At 32.5% G+C, this 19,551-nt stretch carries 23 protein-coding genes; 3 read left to right on the top strand and 20 right to left on the bottom strand.

The window, feature by feature from the left end:
• Nucleotides 1-25: 25 nt before the first annotated feature.
• From ftsL to BMX03_RS04720, 4 genes are all read right to left on the bottom strand, one after another.
• Nucleotides 26-397, bottom strand: a complete 372-nt coding sequence (ftsL, locus tag BMX03_RS04735; RefSeq protein WP_022227783.1) for a cell division protein FtsL — start codon at nucleotides 395-397, stop codon at nucleotides 26-28.
• 18 nt (nucleotides 398-415) lie between these two features.
• Nucleotides 416-1,351 carry a 16S rRNA (cytosine(1402)-N(4))-methyltransferase RsmH gene (gene rsmH / locus BMX03_RS04730; protein WP_091694141.1) on the bottom strand — a complete coding sequence of 312 codons (936 nt, stop codon included), beginning with the start codon at nucleotides 1,349-1,351 and terminating at the stop codon, nucleotides 416-418.
• A gap of 90 nt (nucleotides 1,352-1,441) precedes the next feature.
• Nucleotides 1,442-2,251 (bottom strand): polysaccharide deacetylase family protein, encoded by an 810-nt coding sequence (locus tag BMX03_RS04725; RefSeq protein WP_022227782.1) that lies wholly within the window; start codon nucleotides 2,249-2,251, stop codon nucleotides 1,442-1,444.
• A gap of 34 nt (nucleotides 2,252-2,285) precedes the next feature.
• Complete coding sequence (locus tag BMX03_RS04720) at nucleotides 2,286-3,077, bottom strand: prolipoprotein diacylglyceryl transferase (protein WP_091694130.1); 792 nt, start codon at nucleotides 3,075-3,077, stop codon at nucleotides 2,286-2,288.
• A 324-nt stretch (nucleotides 3,078-3,401) separates the two neighbouring features.
• On the opposite strand from BMX03_RS04720, the gene BMX03_RS04715 reads away from it, so the two are divergent.
• The 3 genes from BMX03_RS04715 (at nucleotide 3,402) to BMX03_RS04705 (ending at nucleotide 4,819) form a co-directional block, all read left to right on the top strand.
• Entirely contained in the window at nucleotides 3,402-3,602 is a 201-nt protein-coding gene (locus tag BMX03_RS04715) for a DUF1858 domain-containing protein (RefSeq protein ID WP_015562559.1), read from the top strand.
• Nucleotides 3,603-3,722: 120 nt separating this feature from the next.
• Nucleotides 3,723-4,112, top strand: coding sequence for a YbaK/EbsC family protein (locus tag BMX03_RS04710; RefSeq protein ID WP_234970668.1), 390 nt, complete (start codon nucleotides 3,723-3,725; stop codon nucleotides 4,110-4,112).
• Between the two features lie 29 nt (nucleotides 4,113-4,141).
• Nucleotides 4,142-4,819 (top strand): sulfite reductase, encoded by a 678-nt coding sequence (locus BMX03_RS04705; RefSeq protein ID WP_091694125.1) that lies wholly within the window; start codon nucleotides 4,142-4,144, stop codon nucleotides 4,817-4,819.
• 82 nt (nucleotides 4,820-4,901) lie between these two features.
• Here BMX03_RS04705 and BMX03_RS04700 read toward each other — a convergent pair whose 3' ends face one another.
• The 16 genes from BMX03_RS04700 to trmFO form a co-directional block, all read right to left on the bottom strand.
• Nucleotides 4,902-6,608: a proline--tRNA ligase gene (locus tag BMX03_RS04700; protein WP_091694122.1), complete on the bottom strand. Its 1,707-nt coding sequence runs from the start codon at nucleotides 6,606-6,608 to the stop codon at nucleotides 4,902-4,904.
• A 160-nt stretch (nucleotides 6,609-6,768) separates the two neighbouring features.
• Nucleotides 6,769-7,827 carry a flavodoxin-dependent (E)-4-hydroxy-3-methylbut-2-enyl-diphosphate synthase gene (gene ispG / locus BMX03_RS04695; RefSeq protein WP_015562563.1) on the bottom strand — a complete coding sequence of 353 codons (1,059 nt, stop codon included), beginning with the start codon at nucleotides 7,825-7,827 and terminating at the stop codon, nucleotides 6,769-6,771.
• A gap of 37 nt (nucleotides 7,828-7,864) precedes the next feature.
• Nucleotides 7,865-8,899: an RIP metalloprotease RseP gene (rseP, locus tag BMX03_RS04690; RefSeq protein WP_008538371.1), complete on the bottom strand. Its 1,035-nt coding sequence runs from the start codon at nucleotides 8,897-8,899 to the stop codon at nucleotides 7,865-7,867.
• Nucleotides 8,893-10,044 carry a 1-deoxy-D-xylulose-5-phosphate reductoisomerase gene (locus BMX03_RS04685; protein ID WP_015562565.1) on the bottom strand — a complete coding sequence of 384 codons (1,152 nt, stop codon included), beginning with the start codon at nucleotides 10,042-10,044 and terminating at the stop codon, nucleotides 8,893-8,895. The genes rseP and BMX03_RS04685 overlap by 7 nt, the downstream gene beginning before the upstream one ends.
• 19 nt (nucleotides 10,045-10,063) lie before the next feature.
• A complete protein-coding gene (locus tag BMX03_RS04680) occupies nucleotides 10,064-10,888 on the bottom strand; it encodes a phosphatidate cytidylyltransferase (RefSeq protein ID WP_091694119.1) in 825 nt (274 codons plus the stop codon).
• A gap of 24 nt (nucleotides 10,889-10,912) precedes the next feature.
• A complete protein-coding gene (locus BMX03_RS04675) occupies nucleotides 10,913-11,689 on the bottom strand; it encodes an isoprenyl transferase (RefSeq protein WP_018999212.1) in 777 nt (258 codons plus the stop codon).
• Between the two features lie 83 nt (nucleotides 11,690-11,772).
• Nucleotides 11,773-11,940, bottom strand: a complete 168-nt coding sequence (locus BMX03_RS04670) for a DUF362 domain-containing protein (protein ID WP_008538375.1) — start codon at nucleotides 11,938-11,940, stop codon at nucleotides 11,773-11,775.
• Nucleotides 11,941-11,943: 3 nt separating this feature from the next.
• Entirely contained in the window at nucleotides 11,944-12,144 is a 201-nt protein-coding gene (locus tag BMX03_RS04665; protein ID WP_008538376.1) for a hypothetical protein, read from the bottom strand.
• A gap of 4 nt (nucleotides 12,145-12,148) precedes the next feature.
• Nucleotides 12,149-12,706 carry a ribosome recycling factor gene (gene frr, locus BMX03_RS04660; RefSeq protein ID WP_015562568.1) on the bottom strand — a complete coding sequence of 186 codons (558 nt, stop codon included), beginning with the start codon at nucleotides 12,704-12,706 and terminating at the stop codon, nucleotides 12,149-12,151.
• Complete coding sequence (gene pyrH, locus BMX03_RS04655) at nucleotides 12,706-13,431, bottom strand: UMP kinase (RefSeq protein WP_008538378.1); 726 nt, start codon at nucleotides 13,429-13,431, stop codon at nucleotides 12,706-12,708. Before pyrH ends, frr begins: the two co-directional genes overlap by 1 nt.
• 182 nt (nucleotides 13,432-13,613) lie before the next feature.
• A complete protein-coding gene (gene tsf, locus BMX03_RS04650) occupies nucleotides 13,614-14,261 on the bottom strand; it encodes a translation elongation factor Ts (protein WP_018999213.1) in 648 nt (215 codons plus the stop codon).
• A gap of 84 nt (nucleotides 14,262-14,345) precedes the next feature.
• Nucleotides 14,346-15,077 (bottom strand): 30S ribosomal protein S2, encoded by a 732-nt coding sequence (gene rpsB / locus BMX03_RS04645; protein ID WP_015562572.1) that lies wholly within the window; start codon nucleotides 15,075-15,077, stop codon nucleotides 14,346-14,348.
• A gap of 241 nt (nucleotides 15,078-15,318) precedes the next feature.
• On the bottom strand, nucleotides 15,319-16,092 hold the full coding sequence (gene codY / locus BMX03_RS04640; RefSeq protein ID WP_008538382.1) for a GTP-sensing pleiotropic transcriptional regulator CodY: 774 nt from the start codon (nucleotides 16,090-16,092) through the stop codon (nucleotides 15,319-15,321).
• A gap of 134 nt (nucleotides 16,093-16,226) precedes the next feature.
• On the bottom strand, nucleotides 16,227-17,621 hold the full coding sequence (hslU, locus tag BMX03_RS04635) for an ATP-dependent protease ATPase subunit HslU (RefSeq protein ID WP_075554650.1): 1,395 nt from the start codon (nucleotides 17,619-17,621) through the stop codon (nucleotides 16,227-16,229).
• Between the two features lie 14 nt (nucleotides 17,622-17,635).
• On the bottom strand, nucleotides 17,636-18,178 hold the full coding sequence (gene hslV, locus BMX03_RS04630) for an ATP-dependent protease subunit HslV (protein ID WP_091694117.1): 543 nt from the start codon (nucleotides 18,176-18,178) through the stop codon (nucleotides 17,636-17,638).
• 41 nt (nucleotides 18,179-18,219) lie between these two features.
• A complete protein-coding gene (trmFO, locus tag BMX03_RS04625) occupies nucleotides 18,220-19,545 on the bottom strand; it encodes an FADH(2)-oxidizing methylenetetrahydrofolate--tRNA-(uracil(54)-C(5))-methyltransferase TrmFO (protein ID WP_008538385.1) in 1,326 nt (441 codons plus the stop codon).
• Between the last annotated feature and the right edge of the window lie 6 nt (nucleotides 19,546-19,551).

The following is a 19,551-nucleotide window of genomic DNA, read 5'->3' as shown; positions in this document are numbered from 1 at the left end:
AAGAAATTTATGGCTTAATTGATAATCAATTTTTAGTTGAAAAGAAAAACTTATCCGGTACTATCATTCCTAATTCTTGTGTAGCAATAGATTGTATTCTTTCTGGTGATTTTAAATGTGCTATTTCTAAATGAAGACGAGAATTTTCTGCTTCTAATACTGTAGATTGATTTTTTAATTGATTTAAATAATAAGCATTGCTAGCAGCTGCACCACTACGCAATATAAAAAATCCTGCTAAAGCTACAACAATCACAAATAAAATAATACATCTTGAACGCAACGCATTATTTACATTTACATTTTTTGCCTGTTCTACTTTTACTAATTTTTTAGTTTTCATCTGTTTATAATTTTTTTGACTTTCGTCATAAGCAATTTTGCGTTGCGCTAACATAATAAAATCCTCCTAAGATTATAACTTCTCTGCTACTCTTAATTTTGCACTTTTAGAACGTGAATTATCGTCCATCTCATATTTTGATGGCTTTATAGCTTTACTGCAAAGCTTTATCTCAGGCTTATGATTACATACACAAATTGGTAAATGCGGTGGACAAATGCACCCACGAGATAACTCTTTAAAAACATTCTTTGTTATGCGATCTTCTAAAGAGTGAAAAGTTATTACTGCTATTTTCCCACCCTTATTTAAATGTTTTACTGCTGTTTTAAAAGTATTTTCTAAAATTCCTAATTCATTATTTACTTCTATACGAATAGCCTGAAAAATGCGTTTTGCTGGATGACCCGTTGCTTTTTTTCGCACAGCGGCTGGTATAGCACGGCGAATAATATCCACTAATTCACCTGTAGTTTCTATTTTTTTTTCTTGACGATATTTTACAATAAACTCAGCTATACGTTTGCTCCAACGTTCTTCACCATATGTCTTAAAAATATGATTTAATTGTTCCTCATCATATTCATTAACCACATTATATGCAGAAAAATCTTGTGTTTTATCCATGCGCATATCAAGTGGTGCATCTTGCATATAAGAAAAACCTCTATCTGCTTCATCTAATTGATATGAGGAAACACCTAAATCAAATAAAATTCCATCAATATATTCTATATTTAAATCATTTAATATGGATTCTAAATTTTTAAAATTACTATGCACAATATCTATTTTACATTGATATTGTTTTAATCTCTCAGTTGCGACTTTTATAGCATCTTCATCTTGGTCAATACCAATTAAATGACCATTTTCATTTAATTGACTTGCAATTCTTGACGAATGACCTGCTCCACCTAAAGTACAATCCACATATATACCATCAGGTTTAATAGCAAGTCCTGCTATTACTTCTTCTGGTAGAACACTAATATGTTCAAATTCCACCAATGAAACCCCTCTCATTTTATAAAATAATCATATTTATACAAGTATAATTGTAACAGTCATCAAAATTTATTTCAATAGCAAATTCGATTAACTCTTGTACCAACCTAATCGTTCAAATACTGGTACATAATGCATACGTTCATAAAAAGATAAAAATGTGTTTTCTGTATGGAAAATAGGCACTCTTTCTAAAGCATAAATATTACTTGCTCTATCCACATTACCATATTTTATCGTAAATGCACCACGATAACCCGCATCATTAACTAATTTAGCAATATATAAATTATATGTACCTGTAGGATAAGCCATAAATTTTGTATCTTGATTTAATTGAGTATCTAATGTTTGTTTAGATCTTGTAAGTTCATCTTTTAACTGTGCTTCTGTAAGCTCTGTCATAGATTTATGACTAGCTGTATGCGATTGAAAATCCATACCATTTGCTTTCATTTCTTTTATTTGTTCCCAAGTTAAATAATTAGGCTGATTACTAACAAAATCTGTAATTACAAAAATAGTACCTGTAAAACCATATTTTTTCAAAATTGGATACGCATTTTGGTAATTATCTTCATAGCCATCATCAAAAGTAATCATGATAGGATTTTCTGGAAGCTCTGCTCCATTTACCATATAATCATATAATTGGTCAGTATTTATGGTATTATAGCCATTTTCTTTTAAATAAGCCATTTGTCGGTCAAAATCTTCCGGTAATACTGATAAAGCTATATTCATATTATCAACCTTATGATAATTTAATATAGTGATTGGAATATCTTCTTCATTTTCTGCCGCTGATACAGGCATTACTTTAGGGCTCGATAAAATCAAAGGTAAACAAACTAGCATAATAAATAATATTATTTTTGTATATATTTTCTGTTTAAGCACACCTATCTTCTCTCTTTCCTCTTAAAATAAATACTCAATTATGTTGAAAACGTTTTACTACATATATAAATACAGTCGCTATCATTACAGTCAATGCTATCCACTGCATTGGATATAATAACATATCTTTATTAACACTAAAATACATAAAGCCAATACCAAATCTAATAATAGCCATCAAAATAACACTAAATAAAAAAACTGTGCCTTCAGCTAAAAATTTATATTTTCTATTTATAAGTAAACATAAGACAGAAATCATAAATACTATACTATAAGCAAAAGCCTGATATAAAGCTACTGGCTGAAAATATTGGTATGCTTCAAAGCCTGTTGGACGATACCTATATTCTACATATTCAGCTAAACTATGGTCATTAGGAATATCTAGACCTAGCGGTGTTCCCAATGAAAATTGCATCATAAAATTTGCCAATTGCAAAATAATCAAACCAAATAAAATTGAAGGCATCATCAAATCAAACCACAACCATAAATTATAACCATATTTGCGCAAAAAAACTATACTTGTTGCTAGAAAACCCAATAATGCTCCATAAATAGATAAACCACCTTGCCAAATACAAAAAATTTGACTTATATTTGACATATATACATCTAAATGTATAATTACATAAAAAATTCTAGCACATATCAAACTCACAGGAATTATAAAAATCAATAAATCCCACATAGGGCTGAATTTTTCACCATATAATTTAAACATTATTTTACTTATACCTAAGCCTATTAATAATGCAAAGACAATTATTAAGCCATACCAATAAATATTGATATCACCTAAATAAAAAGCTACAAATTCCATAAAATCTCCCTCTTTATCCCCATAACATATTTTTTATTTTCCATAATGTCTTATTGTACTGCTATCTAAAAAATTTATCAATTATCTATCTTTATTATTCTTCACTAAAAATAATATTTATAAAATATACTTATAGTATTTTTTATATTCAAAGCAAATCTTTATTAAAAATAATTTAAAATAAATTCATATCATTTTTCTATGATTATTTACAAAAATATCATTTACTTATACCAAAACTAAAAAAAATATGATATAATTCCCATGTGAATAAAATTAATTATCAAATTTCACTATAAATCATAAATAAAGGAGATATTTTTCATGACTATAACTAAAGAAATGGGTATTATGGAAGTTGTTAGCCAATATCCTGAAACTGTAGAAGTATTCGTAAACGCTGGTATGGGTTGCCTCGGTTGTGCTGCTGCTCACTTTGAAAACATCGAACAAGGTGCAGGCGCTCATGGCATCGATATCGATAAACTCATCGAAGATTTAAATGCTGCTATCAAAGCAAAATAATATATTATAAAATAAAGCCACTGACTTTTGTTAGTGGCTTTTATTTTTAAAAGGAGCTGTCTTTATGTCCATAGAAAAGTAAAATCATATTTCAAACAATTTAATATGGAAGATAAAATTATGGAATTTCCTGTTTCTAGTGCTACAGTAACTGAAGCTGCTAAAGCTTTAAATTGCCAAGAAGCTCATATTGCTAAAACTATGTCTTTTAAATTAAATGAAGATGCTATTCTTGTAGTTATGGCTGGTGATATGCGAATTGATAACCATAAATTCAAAGAAAAATTTCACAAAAAATCTACTATGCTCAAAGCTGATGAAGTTGAACCTATGACTGGCTTTCCTATCGGTGGAGTTTGTCCATTTGCTCCTAAAGATGGCGTAAAAGTATATCTTGATGAATCTTTAAAACGCTTTGATAAAGTCTATCCTGCTTGTGGTAGCAGAAATAGTGCTATTGAACTTAGTATTCCTGAACTTGAAAAAAATTCTAAAGCTGGTAAAAACTAAACAATATATAAATACAAAGGAGAAATAAAATGATACCCGCAGGTATAATCCATCAAAAAAATAATTTCTATACAGCTAGAATTGTAGGTAATTGTGGCGAATTTTCAGCTCAAGAATTAATAGCTATCGCCCAAATTGCTTCAACATATGGCAATGGTAAAATTACTGCCACATCTAGAGGTACTATAGAAATTGAACAAATTTCCCCAGATAATATTGAGAGCATGTTAGCTGAAATAAAAGCACACAATCTGCGCTTAGGTGGTACAGGGACTACAGTTAGAGCTATCGTCATCTGTAAAGGTACTACTTGCACTAAGGGTTTATATGATGTACATGCTTTAGCAACAGAATTAGATGATTTATTTTATGGTCAAATCGTACCTAAAAAATTAAAAATTGGTGTGTTTGGCTGTATCAATAGCTTAGGCAAAGCAAAATCTCAAGATATTGGCATAATGCCATCATTTAAAAATCCACATAAATTTGAAATATATATCGGTGGATTGTTAGGAAATAACCCTGTATATGGTCAACATATCGATATTGCTTTAAATAAAGAACAATTAATTTGTGCTATAAAATTTATCATTGAAATTTATCAAAAAAATGGCAAATATCCTCAACGATTACGCAAAGTCTTAGATATAAATCCTAATCTTTGGCAAGAAATAACTGATTATTTAACAAAATTAGTTCAAAAATAATAAAATAGCAAAAGCACCTTAAAAGTCAAAAACAATCTAACTTTTAAGGTGCTTTTTTATATAATGTCGTACTTAAAATCTATTATAAATTTTTAAGCATATCTTTTACTGTTTGTGCACAATCATCAACTTTTACATTAGAAGTAGCACCATCACGACGAACTTTAATTTCTACTTCATTAGCATCTAAAAGTTTAGGGCTTACAGTAATACGTACTGGATAGCCAATTAAATCAGCATCTTTGAATTTTACGCCAGCTCTGTCTTTTCTATCATCTAAAAGTACATCTATACCAGCATTTTTCATATCAGCATAAAGTTTTTCTGCAATCTGCATTTGAGCTTCATCTTTAGCGTTGATAGGTACAATAACCACTTCAAATGGTGCAATAGATGCAGGCCAAATAATACCATTATCATCATGGAATTGTTCAATAGCAGCTGCCATTGTACGGCTAACACCAATACCATAGCAACCCATGATCAATGGTTTTTCTTTACCATTTTCATCAAGGAAAGTAGCACCGAGTGCTTTACTGTATTTTATACCAAGTTTAAATACTTGTCCTACTTCGATACCATGAGTCATTTTTACTGGAGCACCACAATGAGGACATGGATCTCCTTCTTCAATAAGGCGAATATCAGCTACGATTACATCACCGAAATCGCGTTTTGGATTAGCATTTTTATAGTGGCAATCTTCTTCATTTGCACCGCAAACAGCATTATGCATTTCCATTACTGTAGCATCAACAACCACGATTGCATCTTTGCTAAGACCAATTGGACTCATGAAACCAGGCACACCACCAATAGCGCGAATAGCAGACTCTTCTGCCATTTTTAATGTGATTGCTCCTGTAATATTTTGTAATTTTACATCATTTACTTCATGGTCGCCACGAACAAATGCACAGATTACTTGGTCTTTTTCATTTTGGAAAATAACAGCTTTGATATTTTTTTCAATTGGAGTATTAAAAAATTCAGCTACAGCTTCAATAGTTTTTGTACCAGGAGTATTTACTTTTTCAAGTAGTAATTCTTCTTCATCTGGTGCAACAATTGGTTTTAATTCGGATTTTTCAGCGTTTGCTGCATAATCGCATTTTTCACAGTAAACGATATCAGATTCACCTGTTTCAGCTAATACAGTGAATTCATGTGTTGTAGCATTACCAATAGCACCGCCATCAGCTTCTACAGGGCGGAATGTAAGGCCACAACGATTGAAGATATTTGTATATGCATCATACATATCTTTATAAGATTTATCAAGTCCTGCTTCATCTTTATCAAAAGAATAAGCATCTTTCATGATAAATTCACGACCACGCATAAGACCAAAACGAGGACGAATTTCATCACGATATTTATTTTGAATTTGATATAACAATAATGGTAATTGTTTATAAGAACGTACTTCATTACGTACTAAATCTGTAATAATTTCTTCATGTGTTGGTCCAAGGCAGAATTCACGATTATGTCTGTCCACTAAACGGAACATTTCTTCGCCAAAAACTTCCCAACGACCAGTTTCTTTCCAAAGTTCAGCAGGTTGTACAATTGGAAGAGCTAATTCTTGACCGTCTTTAGCTTCCATTTCTTCACGAATAATTTGTTCTATTTTGCGTAAAGTACGCCAAGCAAGAGGCAAATATGTATAAACCCCACCTGCTACTTTACGAATAAAACCAGCTCTAAGCATTAGCTGATGACTAGGTACTTCAGCTTCTGCTGGAGTCTGACGCAATGTAGGCGCATAAAGTTTAGATGTACGCACTATAAATTCCTCCTAAAATATATGGGAAAAACCCTTTTCAATATTAATTAACTTATATATTCTATCATACTTTAGCTAAAATAAAAATGTTCATTATCTTCTTTGCCACTAAAAAAGCTGTAATAAAATTAAAAACTAAAATTTTATTACAGCTTCTTTTTTATTTTATAAGTTTATCTAATTCTTCAAATAAAGCATCTACTAATTTATCTTCAGGTACTTTATTTATAACTTCACCTTTACGGAAGACTAATCCTTCACCTTTTCCACCAGCGATACCAATATCAGCATCACGGGCTTCACCTGGGCCATTTACAACACAACCCATAACAGCAACTTTGATAGGTTTTGTTATTCCTGACAATCTTTGTTCTACTTTTTCAGCAATACTTGGTAAATCAATATTACAACGACCACAAGTAGGACATGAAATAAGTGTAGGTCCATATTCTTTAAGACCTAATGCTTTTAAAATTTCATTTGCTACTTTTACTTCATTCACAGGATCACCAGTCAAAGAAATGCGAAATGTATCGCCTATGCCTTCAGCAAGTAAAGCACCTATACCTACAGCGGATTTAATAATTCCTGTATTTACAGTGCCTGCTTCTGTTATGCCTAAATGAAGTGGATAGTCCACTGTTTCACTCATCAAACGATAAGCATCTAGCGTTAATGGTACATCATGTGCTTTTAGTGAAATTTTAATATCATAGAAATTTAATTTTTCTAGAATTCTTATATGCTCTAAAGCACTTTCAACTAACGCTTCTGGTGTTACTTTACCATATTTTGCCAACAATTTTTTATCAAGTGAACCTGCATTAACACCTATACGTATAGGAATATTTCTTGTTTTTGCAGCTTCGACTACTGCTTTTACACGTTCTTCATCGCCAATATTCCCAGGATTAATACGAAGTGCATCTATACCTTGTTCTATAGCTTTTAAAGCTAGACGATAATCAAAATGAATATCTGCAACCAAAGGTACATCGACTTGACTTTTAATATTGTAAATATTTTCAGCTGCTGACATATCAGGTACAGCTACACGAACAATATCACAACCAGCATCTACTAATGCTTTTATCTGTGCTACTGTAGCATTTGTATCTGTTGTTTTAGTATTAGTCATAGATTGCACAGATATCGGTGCACCGCCACCAATTTTTACATCACCAATACTAATTTGTCGTGTCATTTTTCTTTTTATCATTATATCCAACACCTTTTTATGTCGTATTTATTAACTCTTAGCCAAATAAACGACCAACATCTTGAGCTGTAGCAAAAAACATCAAGGATAATAATAAAATTATACCTGCCATTTGCACTACTCTCACATATTTAGCTTCAATAGCCTTACCACGAATTGCCTCTACTAATAAGACTACAAAATGTCCGCCATCTAAAGCAGGAATTGGCAATAAATTTATTACTCCTAAGTTCAAACTCAATAATGCAGCAAATTGTAATAATGGAACTAAACCTAAATGTGCAGCTTGACTAGTCATTTGAGCTACACCCACTGGTCCAGATAATTCTGCACTAACACTACCTGTTATCATGCCAATAAGACCACTATACATTTGGTAAATAATATTTACTACTGTAGCAAATGCTAAAGCAATTGATTCACCAAAGCCTACACTTTTTACATCAACTGGCGCAGTTACCCCAATCAAAGCACGCTTAGCTTGTTCATCATATTTTGGCACAACAGAAGTAGCCATCTGTTCATTATCACGGATAAATTCTATTTTTAAAATTTTTCCATCAGCATTTTGCACTTTCTGTACAAAATTTGTCCATGAAGTAATTTGTTCTCCATTTACGCTTAAAATTTTATCTCCATCTTTTAAGCCAGCTTGACTTGCTGCTTCTCCAGAAATAACTTGCCCTAAAACTGGAGCATTTGATGGAGTTTGTATACCATTAAAGAAAAAAACTCCTGCAAAAATCAAAAAAGGTAAAATAAAGTTCATTATCGAACCAGCTAAAATTACAATCATTCTAGCCCATACAGGACGAGCCCAATACGCTCTATCTCCTGCATCTTCATCCATGCCTTTTTCCATTCCTGCAATTTTATTAAAACCACCAAGAGGAATAGCTCTTATAGAATATACTGTTTCCCCTCTTTTTGTACTTACTAATTTAGGACCAAAACCAATTGCAAATTCATCTACACGCATACCAGTTTTTTTTGCAGTAATAAAATGTCCAAATTCATGAACCAATACTAGCAAACCAAAGACAAATACAATAGCAATTGCACTGATTAACACTTATAAATCTTCTCCTTTACTTGCTTACGAATATTGCTATCAATTTCAAATAAATCTTCAAGTTCTGGTTCTATCAAAGTTATATGAGATTGCATAGCTTCTTCTATTATATCATAAATATCTAAGAAACTAATCTTTTCATTTAAGAAAGCTTCTACAGCAATTTCATTGGTAGCATTCATCACACAAGGCATAGAACCGCCTATTTTTCCTGCTTCATACGCTAAAGCAAGACCTCTAAATGTGTCTGTATCTGGCTTTTCAAAAGTTAAATCTTTCATTTGCCAAAAATCTAATTTTTCAGCAGGACAAACCATTCTTTCTGGATAAGTAAGTGCATACTGTATAGGAAGTCTCATATCAGTTGAACCTAATTGAGCAATAACTGAGCCGTCCACATATTGCACCATAGAATGAATAATACTTTGTGGGTGAACTACTACCTGAATTTTATCATAATCCACATTATATAATTGTTTTGCTTCAATTACTTCTAAGCCTTTATTCATCAAAGATGCGCTATCAATAGTAATCTTGCGTCCCATTTTCCATGTTGGATGACTTAAGCATTGTTTTACTGAAACATTTCTTAACTCTTCTATTTTCTTACCTCTAAAAGGGCCACCAGAGGCAGTAACTAATAATTTATCAACTTTATTCATATCTTCGCCATGTAAACATTGAAATAATGCTCCATGTTCACTATCAATCGGCATGATTTCAATTTGTTTTTCACGAGCTTTTTTCATAACTAAATCACCAGCTACTACTAAAGTTTCCTTATTAGCTAGTGCGATATTTTTACCAGCTTCAATAGCTCTCATAGTTGGACGAAGACCTGCAAAACCCATTAATGAAGTAACTACTGTATCAATTTTATCTGTAGTAGCCCCTTCGATTAATCCTTCTTCTCCATAATATAATTTAGTTTCTCCTACATAACGAGCTTTTAATTTTTCATAAGCTTCTTTATTATGCAAAATCGCCATAGCTGGTTTAAATTCATTTATTTGCTGTTCTAATAATTCATCATTATTATTAGCCGCTAAAACTTCAATTTTCAAGAAATCACTATGATTTCTAACTACATCTAAAGTTTGAGTTCCAATTGAACCAGTTGAACCTAATACTGCAATTTTTTTCATTATATTATATTCCTTTACCTTAAATATCTAATAAAAATATTGCTATATAATAAACGAGCGGTGCTGTAAATAATAAACTATCAAATCTATCTAACACGCCACCATGACCTGGAATTAAAGTACCTGAATCTTTGATACTCACAAATCTTTTAATACAAGACTCTACTAAATCGCCAAATGTACCAATAATTGCTATCAATGCACCCATTAATAACATAATCATCATATCAAAATTAAAATAACTGCCTAAAAGACCTACACATATCATTGAACCTAAAATTCCGCCAACAAAACCTTCAACGCTTTTTTTAGGACTGATTTCTGGACATAAACGATGTTTACCTATACTACAACCTACAAAATAAGCAAAACTATCACTAGCCCATGTACCAATAAAAGTAAGCCATATTAAAATACAACCTACAGAAAATTCTCCTAAAAGACTATTTGTCGCTAAAATAGTTGAGTTCTCAATCATTCTAAGCATTATTAAATGATAAAAAGGAATAGCTATATACATTGTTCCTGCTAAAGTAATACAACCATCTAACACAGAAAAATGCTTATGATTAAATATCATATTCATTAAGGAAACAAATATAGCTACTACAATACCAAATGCAATATTATTAGCCATATATCCACTTAATACCATAAAACAAATAATCAATAAGCCCCAAAACAATGGTATATTATAATTCTTATGGGCAAAAGCATTTACATATTCTCGCCAAGCAAGACAAGCAAGCAATATAGAAACTGCTATAAATAATGAACCCCCTATTTGAATTACACCTGTAGCTATTATCATACCAATAATTCCACTGATAATTCGCGTTAGCAAAATCTTCCACCGCCCTAAATATAATTATTTGCTACTCAAACCACCAAATCTTCTATCTCTCTTTTGAAAATCGACAATTGCTTGAAGAAATTCTTCAGAAGAAAAATCTGGCCAATTTGTTTTTGTAAACCAAAATTCGGCATACGCTGCCTGCCATAATAAGAAATTACTCAATCGTATATCGCCACTTGTTCTAATCATCAAATCTACAGGTGGCAAATCTTTTGTATATAAATTATCGTCAATCACTTTATCATCAATTTTATCAATAGATAAATCACCTGATTGTACTTCACTAGCTATATTTTTTACTGCTGTTACAATCTCATCTCTACCACCATAATTTACAGCAACATTAAATCTTACACCAGTATTTTTTTTAGTGCGTTCTTCTGCTGCATGTAATTCATTTGGTAAATTGCCTGGTAATTCATCAACTCTTCCAATAAAGTGAATACGTACATTATCTTCACACATTTCATCAATTTGTTCTGCTAAAAAACTAGAAAATAAATTCATCAGAAAATTAACTTCTGTCATTGGTCTTTTCCAATTTTCAGTAGAAAATGCATATACTGTTAAAATAGGTATATTATATTTTATACAAGTTTTAAGAATTTTTTTTAGTGTTTTCACGCCAGCTTTATGTCCAGATGTTCTAATTAAACCCTTTCCAGTAGCCCAGCGACCATTTCCATCCATAATTATACCAACATGTTGTGGTAATTTATTTAAATCTAATTGTTTATCTATAGAAATATCTCTTTTTTCTTTTTTAGAAGAAAATATTTTTTTGAGCATACTAGAAGCCCCTTCCACATAAAATATAAGAAATAAGCCCCTCTTTAGAGGGGCCTTTCCAGTGCTTATTGCTAATAAAACAATTATGCTTCAATAGCACCTGCTGGACAACCAGCTTGACATGCACCACATTCTACACACATATCTGCATCAATTTCATAATGGTTTTCACCTTCAGAAATAGCGCCTACAGGGCAAGTACCTGCGCAAGCACCGCAAGAAATGCAATCATCAGTAATTTTATAAGCCATCTATTACACCTCCTTTCGCATCTTGGCAGCAGCTGTAAGTTCTAATACATTATCATCTAAAACTTTTACTCTGACAATATATAGTTTACTATCATCAACTTTAAAATAGCCTCTCATTGGCACAGTATAGTTCATTTTAAATTTTATATTTCTAGAATTTAATCGCTCTATAGCCTCAACAGCTGGCAATCCTAAATATTCCATACAATCAAACTTCCATTATTTCTTTTTCTTTTTCCGCTCTAGCAATATCGATTTCTTTAATATATTTATCTACGATTTTTTGAATATCTTCTTGAGCTTTTTTAGCATCATCTTCTGTGATAGATTTTGCTTTTTCTAATTTTTTAATAGCTTCATTAGCATCACGGCGAATATTACGAACAGATACTTTAGATTCTTCTGCACGTTTATTCAATGTTTTTACAAGGTCAGTACGACGTTCTTCAGTGAGCTGAGGTATATTTAAACGAATTACTGTACCATCATTATTTGGACTAAGACCAAGGTCAGATCTTGTAATCGCTTTTTCAATTTCATGAAGCATTGGTTTTTCCCATGGTTGAATTAAAATCATACGAGGTTCAGGAACAGAGATATTACCTACCTGATTTACTGGTACTAAAGAACCGTAATATTCTACCATTACTTTATCTAATAATGCAGGAGTTGCACGACCTGCACGAAGAGAAGCAAATTCAGATTTTGCTGCACTTAAAGTTTTTTTCATACGCTCCTCATTTTTAGCTATTACTTCTTTAATCATTAATCATTACCTCCAACAGTTGTTCCAATATTTTCGCCTAAAGCAGCTTTTAAAATATTTTCATGATTATCTATATTAAATACTACTAAAGGAATTTTATTATCCATGCAAAGACTTGTTGCCGTAGAATCCATTACTGCAAGTCCACGATTTAATACTTCTAAATATTCAAGACTATCAAATTTCTTAGCTTCAGGATTTTTATTAGGGTCGGAATCATATACACCATCTGTATTCTTTTTACCCATTAAAATAACTTCAGCTTCAATTTCAGCAGCACGAAGAGCAGCAGTTGTATCTGTGGAGAAATAAGGGTTACCTGTACCAGCACCGAAAATAACAACTCTACCTTTTTCTAAATGACGAATTGCTTTACGACGAATATAAGGTTCAGCAACTTGACGCATTTCAATAGCAGATTGAACACGGCTGTCAACGCCCATACCTTCTAAAGCATCTTGAAGTGCTAAGGCATTCATCACTGTAGCAAGCATACCCATATAATCTGCTGTAGCTCTATCCATACCTTTATTGCTACCAGCAAGACCACGCCAAATATTTCCGCCCCCAACAACGATAGCTACTTCAATACCATACTCACGTACCTTTTTAATTTGTTTAGCGATAGATTCAACAACTTCTGGATTAATACCAAAACGCTGTTCACCAGCTAAAGATTCACCACTTAATTTGAAAACTATACGTTTATATTTAATATCAGCCACAATAAAACCTCCATAAAAACTTATAATTATCAACCTGCATAATATCTTTTCTTATTTTATCATATATCTATGGCGAACGGTAGACATTATAATTTTTTTCTATATCTAATTTTTATACTAATTTTATCTTATTACAAAAAAGAGAACACCGAAGTGTTCTCTCTTTGTATTTCATAATGAAATTATTTAACAGCTGCCATAACTTCTTCTACAAAGTTATCAGCTTTCTTTTCAATACCTTCACCAAGTTGATATCTTACGAAACGACGAATGGAGATATTTTCACCGATTTTAGCAATTTTGCCTTTTACAAGGTCAGAAATTGTAACATCTGGATCTTTAATGTATGGCTGATCTAAAAGACATACTTCTTTATAATATTTTTCGAGACGACCTTCAACCATTCTTTCAACGATTTTTTCAGGTTTGCCTTCATTAATAGCTTGTTCACGAAGAACTTGACGTTCATGTTCAATAGCTGCTGGGTCTACTTCTTCACGACGTACGCAAGTTGGGTTAGCAGCAGCAATCTGCATAGCAATATCACGAGCGAAATCCTGGAATTCAGGAGTACCAGCAACGAAGTCAGTTTCGCAGTTAACTTCTACTAATACACCGATACGTCCACCAGCATGAATATAAGATGTTACAACACCTTCAGCTGCTACACGACCAGCTTTTTTAGCTGCGGAAGCAAGACCTTTTTCTCTTAAAAAGTCAATTGCTTTGTCCATATCACCGTCAGTTGCAGAAAGAGCTTTTTTACAGTCCATCATACCTGCACCAGTTTTTTCACGTAATTCTTTTACTAATGCTGCAGTAATAGCCATTAATATTTCCTCCTTAGTCAATAAAAGGCAAGGGTTTGGGCCCTTACCTTTTTAATTGTTATATAAATTTAAAATTAACTAAAATTATTCAGCGTCTTCGCTAGTAGCAACTTCTTCTACTACTTCGCCAGCTTCACCTTGACGACCTTCGATAACAGCGTCAGCCATACGGGAAGTTAAAAGTTTAACAGCACGGATAGCATCATCGTTACCAGGAATTACATAGTCAATTTCGTCTGGATCGCAGTTTGTATCAACGATTGCAACGATTGGAATGTTAAGTTTTTTAGCTTCTGCTACAGCAATTCTTTCTTTACGTGGGTCAACGATAAATAAAGCGCCTGGTAATTCTTCCATGTCTTTAATACCGCCAAGAGATTTTTCAAGTTTTTCTTGTTCACGTTTTAAAGCAAGAACTTCTTTTTTGCTAAGAACTTCAAAAGTTCCATCTTCTTCCATAGCTTCAAGTTCTTTTAAACGATTGATGCTTTTACGGATAGTAGCGAAGTTAGTCATCATACCACCGAGCCATCTTTCGTTAACATAGAACATGCCGGATTTTAAAGCTTCTTCTTTAACAGCTTCTTGAGCCTGTTTTTTAGTACCTACGAAAAGAATGCTTTTGCCTTCTTCAGCAACGCTACGTAAGAAATCATAAGCTTCGTCAACTTTTTTTACAGTTTTCTGTAAATCGATAATGTAAATACCATTGCGTTCTGTGAAAATGTATGGAGCCATTTTAGGGTTCCAACGTCTAGTCTGATGACCGAAATGAACGCCTGCTTCTAATAATTGTTTCATGGAAATAACTGCCATGATGGTGCACCTCCTGTTATTTTTTCCTCCACATTCTTTAGCTTTGTTTTAACCCTTTTAGATATTCTTATCAGCGTACCAATAAGGTATATCTAACTAGGACACAGTACAAAATCGGAATGTGTGCGTTTTTTTACACCGTTAAGCATTATATCATAATTTTTTTGTAAACACAATAATAAATTATCATGCTTTCATATAAAAAGAACGATGTTTTTATCAACATCGTTCTTGAAGATTATTATCTTTTTAATTTCTGAATTTCATCTAATAAGTGTTCATTTAATACTCTGATATAAGTACCTTTCATACCAAGAGATTTAGATTCAATTACACCAGCGGACTCAAATTTACGAAGTGCATTAACAATTACAGAACGAGTAATACCTACACGGTCAGCAATTTTAGATGCAACAAGTAAACCTTCAGTACCATTTAATTCACTTAAAATATTTACAGCTGCTTCAATTTCAGAATAAGAAAGTGTTGCTAAAGCAATCTGTACAGTAGCTTTTTTACGTGCTTCAACTTCAATTTTTTGAGAATTATCACGTAAAATTTCCATACCTACAACAGTGGCACCATATTCAGCTAATAATAAATCATCGTCTGTGAATTCTTCATTAAATTTAGCTAATACTAATGTACCAATACGTTCACCAACGCCATAAATAGGTACAATAGTTGTAATTTTGCCTTCTACTAAACATTCGCTATTATCATCAAAAGCACAAATTTCTTTTTGTGGAATATTAGAAGATGTGCTATCCATTTTTAAGAGCCAATTAACATAGTGTTTTGGAAATTCTCCTTGGCTTACGATTTTGTCAATCATTGTATCACATTCAAAATCATCAAGGAAGGCATATCCATAGATTTTCCCTGTTTTGCTAACAATATATACATTTGCTTCTATAACATTGCTAAGTACACGGGAAATGCTATCGTATTCTACCACTTCTGCTTTTTGTAAAAGTTTATTTATTTTTCTTGTTTTTTCAAGTAATGTTGCCATCTGTTATCCCCTTCCTGCACAGAAAAACTTTTGATTTTCTGTTAAACCTTTCCTTTTTTTATTCTATCATATCTATAAGTCAATTTAAAGGAAAATTTTTATATTTTTTTGAATTTTGTACAATATTTATCAAATTACAAAATGAACTGGCTTAAGTCGCGATTTTTAACGATTCCACCAAGTTTTTCATTTACATAATCAGCATTAATTACTACATTTTTTTCTTCTAATTCTGGTGCATCAAAAGATAAATCTTCTAATAATTTTTCCATAATTGTATGAAGTCTTCTTGCTCCAATATTTTCCATTTGTTCATTTACTTCACAAGCTACTTGAGCTAATCTTTCAATAGCATCATCAGTAAATTCAATGGAAACACCTTCTGTAGCAAGTAATGCTTTATATTGTTTTAATAAGGCATTTGTTGGTTCTGTTAAAATACGTTTAAAATCTTCTTCAGTTAAAGAAGTCAATTCCACACGAATTGGGAAACGACCCTGAAGTTCTGGTATTAAATCAGAAGGCTTAGCCATATGGAAAGCACCCGCTGCAATAAATAAAATATGGTCTGTTTTCATCTGTCCATATTTTGTGGATACTGTGGAGCCTTCAACTATTGGTAAGATATCACGCTGTACACCTTCACGAGATACATCAGGACCAGAAGAAGATCCCTTTACTGCAACTTTATCAATTTCATCTAAGAAAATGATACCATTACGTTCTGCAAGTTCAATAGCTTCTTGAGCAATAGACTCCATATCCAATAATTTTTGAGCTTCTTCTTGAGTGAAGATTTCTCTTGCTTGAGCAACTGTAACTTTGCGTTTTTTGCGTTTTTTAGGCATTAAATTGCCAATCATATCCTGAATATTATTGCTCATGTCTTCCATGCCAGAACCTGCAAACATACCAATTACAGGAGCTGCTTTTGGTTCAACATCAATTTCAATAATATCATTTTCTAATTCACCTTTTAAAAGGCGTTTTCTGCACCATTCTCTGCCAGCAGAATATTTTGGTTCTTCCACTTTTTCTGTGCTTTCTTCTTCTTTGTTTGCACCACCAAAGATAGCACTAAGTGGATTAGATACAGCACTGGATTTTGGTTCTGGAACATAAATATCTAAAATACGTTCTTGAGCCATTTCTTTAGCTTTATCTTGTACTTGTTCTAATTTTTCTTGTTTTAACATACGTACAGCAGATTCAGCTAAATCTCTAACCATGGATTCTACATCTCTACCTACATAACCTACTTCAGTAAATTTAGTAGCTTCAACTTTTACAAAAGGTGCTTTTACAAGTTTTGCTAAACGTCTTGCAATTTCTGTTTTACCAACACCAGTAGAACCAATCATCAAGATATTTTTAGGAATAATTTCATCTCTCATATCTTCTGGAAGATGACGGCTACGCCATCTATTGCGAAGTGCAATAGCTACAGAACGTTTTGCTTGTGATTGTCCTACAATATATTTATCTAATTCTTCAACAACTTGACGAGGAATTTGTTCATTCAATTTCATGAATTTATTCTCCTTTATTTATCTAATTCTTCCACTATAATATTGTGATTTGTATATACACAAATATCAGCAGCAATAGTAAGTGCTTCTTTAGCAATTTCATCTGCAGTCAAATTAGAATGTTTAGCTAATGCACGACCTGCTGAAAGTGCATAAAATCCGCCAGAACCAATAGCTGCAACATTACCATCTGGTTCAATTACTTCACCATTACCAGAAAGTAGTAACATTGTATTTTCATCAGCAACGAGTAATAATGCTTCTAATTTGCGAAGAACTCTATCTGTACGCCAATCTTTAGCAAGTTCTACCGCTGCACGAGTTAAATTACCATGATATTCAATTAATTTAGATTCAAATTTTTCAAATAAAGTAAAAGCATCGGCAACAGAACCTGCAAAACCAGCTAAAACTTTACCATTATATAAACGACGTACTTTACGGGCATTTGCTTTCATAATAGCAGCTTGTCCAAAAGTAACTTGTCCATCACCAGCTATAGCAGTTTTTCCATCTTTTTTTACTGCTATGATAGTGGTTGCTTTAAAATTTTCCATAAAATCATCTCCATTTATAGGCTATATTCATATTATCAGTTTTACTTAGATAATTTCAATACATCTATTTTAAATTTTGCTAAAAATTCTAAGGCACGTTCTGCAATTTTTTGTTTTTTCAACTTTTTATCACGAATGCGTTCTTCTAAAGGTGGCATCAAACCAAAATTAGCATTCATAGGCTGAAAATGTTTTGCTACAGCAGAAGTAATATATTTGCACATAGAACCATGAGCTGTTTGTTCTGGGAAAATCACTGGATTTTCTCCTTTAGCTAAATATGCTGCATTAACACCTGCCACAAGACCAGAAGCTGCAGATTCTATATATCCTTCAACGCCTGTCATCTGACCTGCAAATAATAAATCATCTCTATCTTTGTATTGCAAAGTTGGTCGCAATAATTCAGGAGAATTAATAAATGTGTTTCTATGCATCACGCCATAACGTACAAATTCAGCATTTTCAAGTCCTGGTATTAGACCAAATACGCGTTTTTGTTCTGGCCATTTCAAATGAGTTTGAAAACCTACTATATTATATAGGCTATCTGCTGCATTATCTTGACGAAGTTGCACTACAGCATAAGGTCTTTTTCCTGTTTTAGGATCTTCTAAACCTACAGGTTTTAATGGTCCATATAGTAAAGTATCTATACCACGACGAGCCATTTCTTCAACAGGCATACAACCTTCAAAAAACTTAGCTTTTTCAAATTCCTTGATTGGTGCAAGTTCTGCTGTTGTCAATTCTTGCCAAAATTTTTCATATTCTTCTTTATCCATAGGACAATTAATATAATCAGCTGTTCCTTTACCATAGCGAGAAGCACGATATGCTTTACTCATATCAATAGACTCTTTGCTGATTAATGGTGCCGCAGCATCATAAAAGTAAAAATAATCCTGACCTGTCAATTCACCAATGGATTTTGCTAATACTTCTGAAGTCAATGGACCACTGGCAATAATTGTAATAGCATCATCTTCTTGAGGTATTGTTTCTATCTCTTTATTTATCACAGTAACATTAGGATGATTTTTTACTTTATCTGTAATATATTGACTAAATCCTTCTCTATCTACAGCTAAAGCTCCACCAGCTGGTACACGATTTATATCAGCGGATTCCATGATGATAGAATTTAGCTGTCGCATTTCTTCTTTTAATAAGCCTACAGCATTTTCAAGTCCTGCACCACGTAAAGAATTACTACATACTAATTCAGCGAATTTTTCTGTCTTATGTGCAGGAGTAGATTTTTCTGGTCGCATTTCATATAAATCTACTTTTATACCTCTTTGAGCCACTTGCCATGCAGCTTCACTGCCAGCCATACCAGCTCCTACGATAATAACTTTTTTCACGCAAAA

It is taken from the genome of Megamonas sp. Calf98-2 (assembly GCF_900110235.1).
Lineage (GTDB): Bacteria > Bacillota > Negativicutes > Selenomonadales > Selenomonadaceae > Megamonas > Megamonas funiformis.
This window is presented reverse-complemented; position numbering and strand designations above follow the sequence as displayed.

Excerpts from the sequence above, each read along its gene's own strand:
- ftsL (WP_022227783.1), bottom strand. The coding sequence starts at position 397 with ATGTTAGCGCAACGCAAAATTGCTTATGACGAAAGTCAAAAAAATTAT.
- BMX03_RS04720 (WP_091694130.1), bottom strand. The coding sequence starts at position 3,077 with ATGGAATTTGTAGCTTTTTATTTAGGTGATATCAATATTTATTGGTAT.
- BMX03_RS04715 (WP_015562559.1), top strand. The coding sequence starts at position 3,402 with ATGACTATAACTAAAGAAATGGGTATTATGGAAGTTGTTAGCCAATAT.
- BMX03_RS04710 (WP_234970668.1), top strand. The coding sequence starts at position 3,723 with ATGGAATTTCCTGTTTCTAGTGCTACAGTAACTGAAGCTGCTAAAGCT.
- BMX03_RS04705 (WP_091694125.1), top strand. The coding sequence starts at position 4,142 with ATGATACCCGCAGGTATAATCCATCAAAAAAATAATTTCTATACAGCT.
- ispG (WP_015562563.1), bottom strand. The coding sequence starts at position 7,827 with ATGATAAAAAGAAAAATGACACGACAAATTAGTATTGGTGATGTAAAA.
- BMX03_RS04685 (WP_015562565.1), bottom strand. The coding sequence starts at position 10,044 with ATGAAAAAAATTGCAGTATTAGGTTCAACTGGTTCAATTGGAACTCAA.
- BMX03_RS04675 (WP_018999212.1), bottom strand. The coding sequence starts at position 11,689 with ATGCTCAAAAAAATATTTTCTTCTAAAAAAGAAAAAAGAGATATTTCT.
- BMX03_RS04670 (WP_008538375.1), bottom strand. The coding sequence starts at position 11,940 with ATGGCTTATAAAATTACTGATGATTGCATTTCTTGCGGTGCTTGCGCA.
- BMX03_RS04665 (WP_008538376.1), bottom strand. The coding sequence starts at position 12,144 with ATGGAATATTTAGGATTGCCAGCTGTTGAGGCTATAGAGCGATTAAAT.
- frr (WP_015562568.1), bottom strand. The coding sequence starts at position 12,706 with ATGATTAAAGAAGTAATAGCTAAAAATGAGGAGCGTATGAAAAAAACT.
- tsf (WP_018999213.1), bottom strand. The coding sequence starts at position 14,261 with ATGGCTATTACTGCAGCATTAGTAAAAGAATTACGTGAAAAAACTGGT.
- rpsB (WP_015562572.1), bottom strand. The coding sequence starts at position 15,077 with ATGGCAGTTATTTCCATGAAACAATTATTAGAAGCAGGCGTTCATTTC.
- codY (WP_008538382.1), bottom strand. The coding sequence starts at position 16,092 with ATGGCAACATTACTTGAAAAAACAAGAAAAATAAATAAACTTTTACAA.
- hslU (WP_075554650.1), bottom strand. The coding sequence starts at position 17,621 with ATGAAATTGAATGAACAAATTCCTCGTCAAGTTGTTGAAGAATTAGAT.
- hslV (WP_091694117.1), bottom strand. The coding sequence starts at position 18,178 with ATGGAAAATTTTAAAGCAACCACTATCATAGCAGTAAAAAAAGATGGA.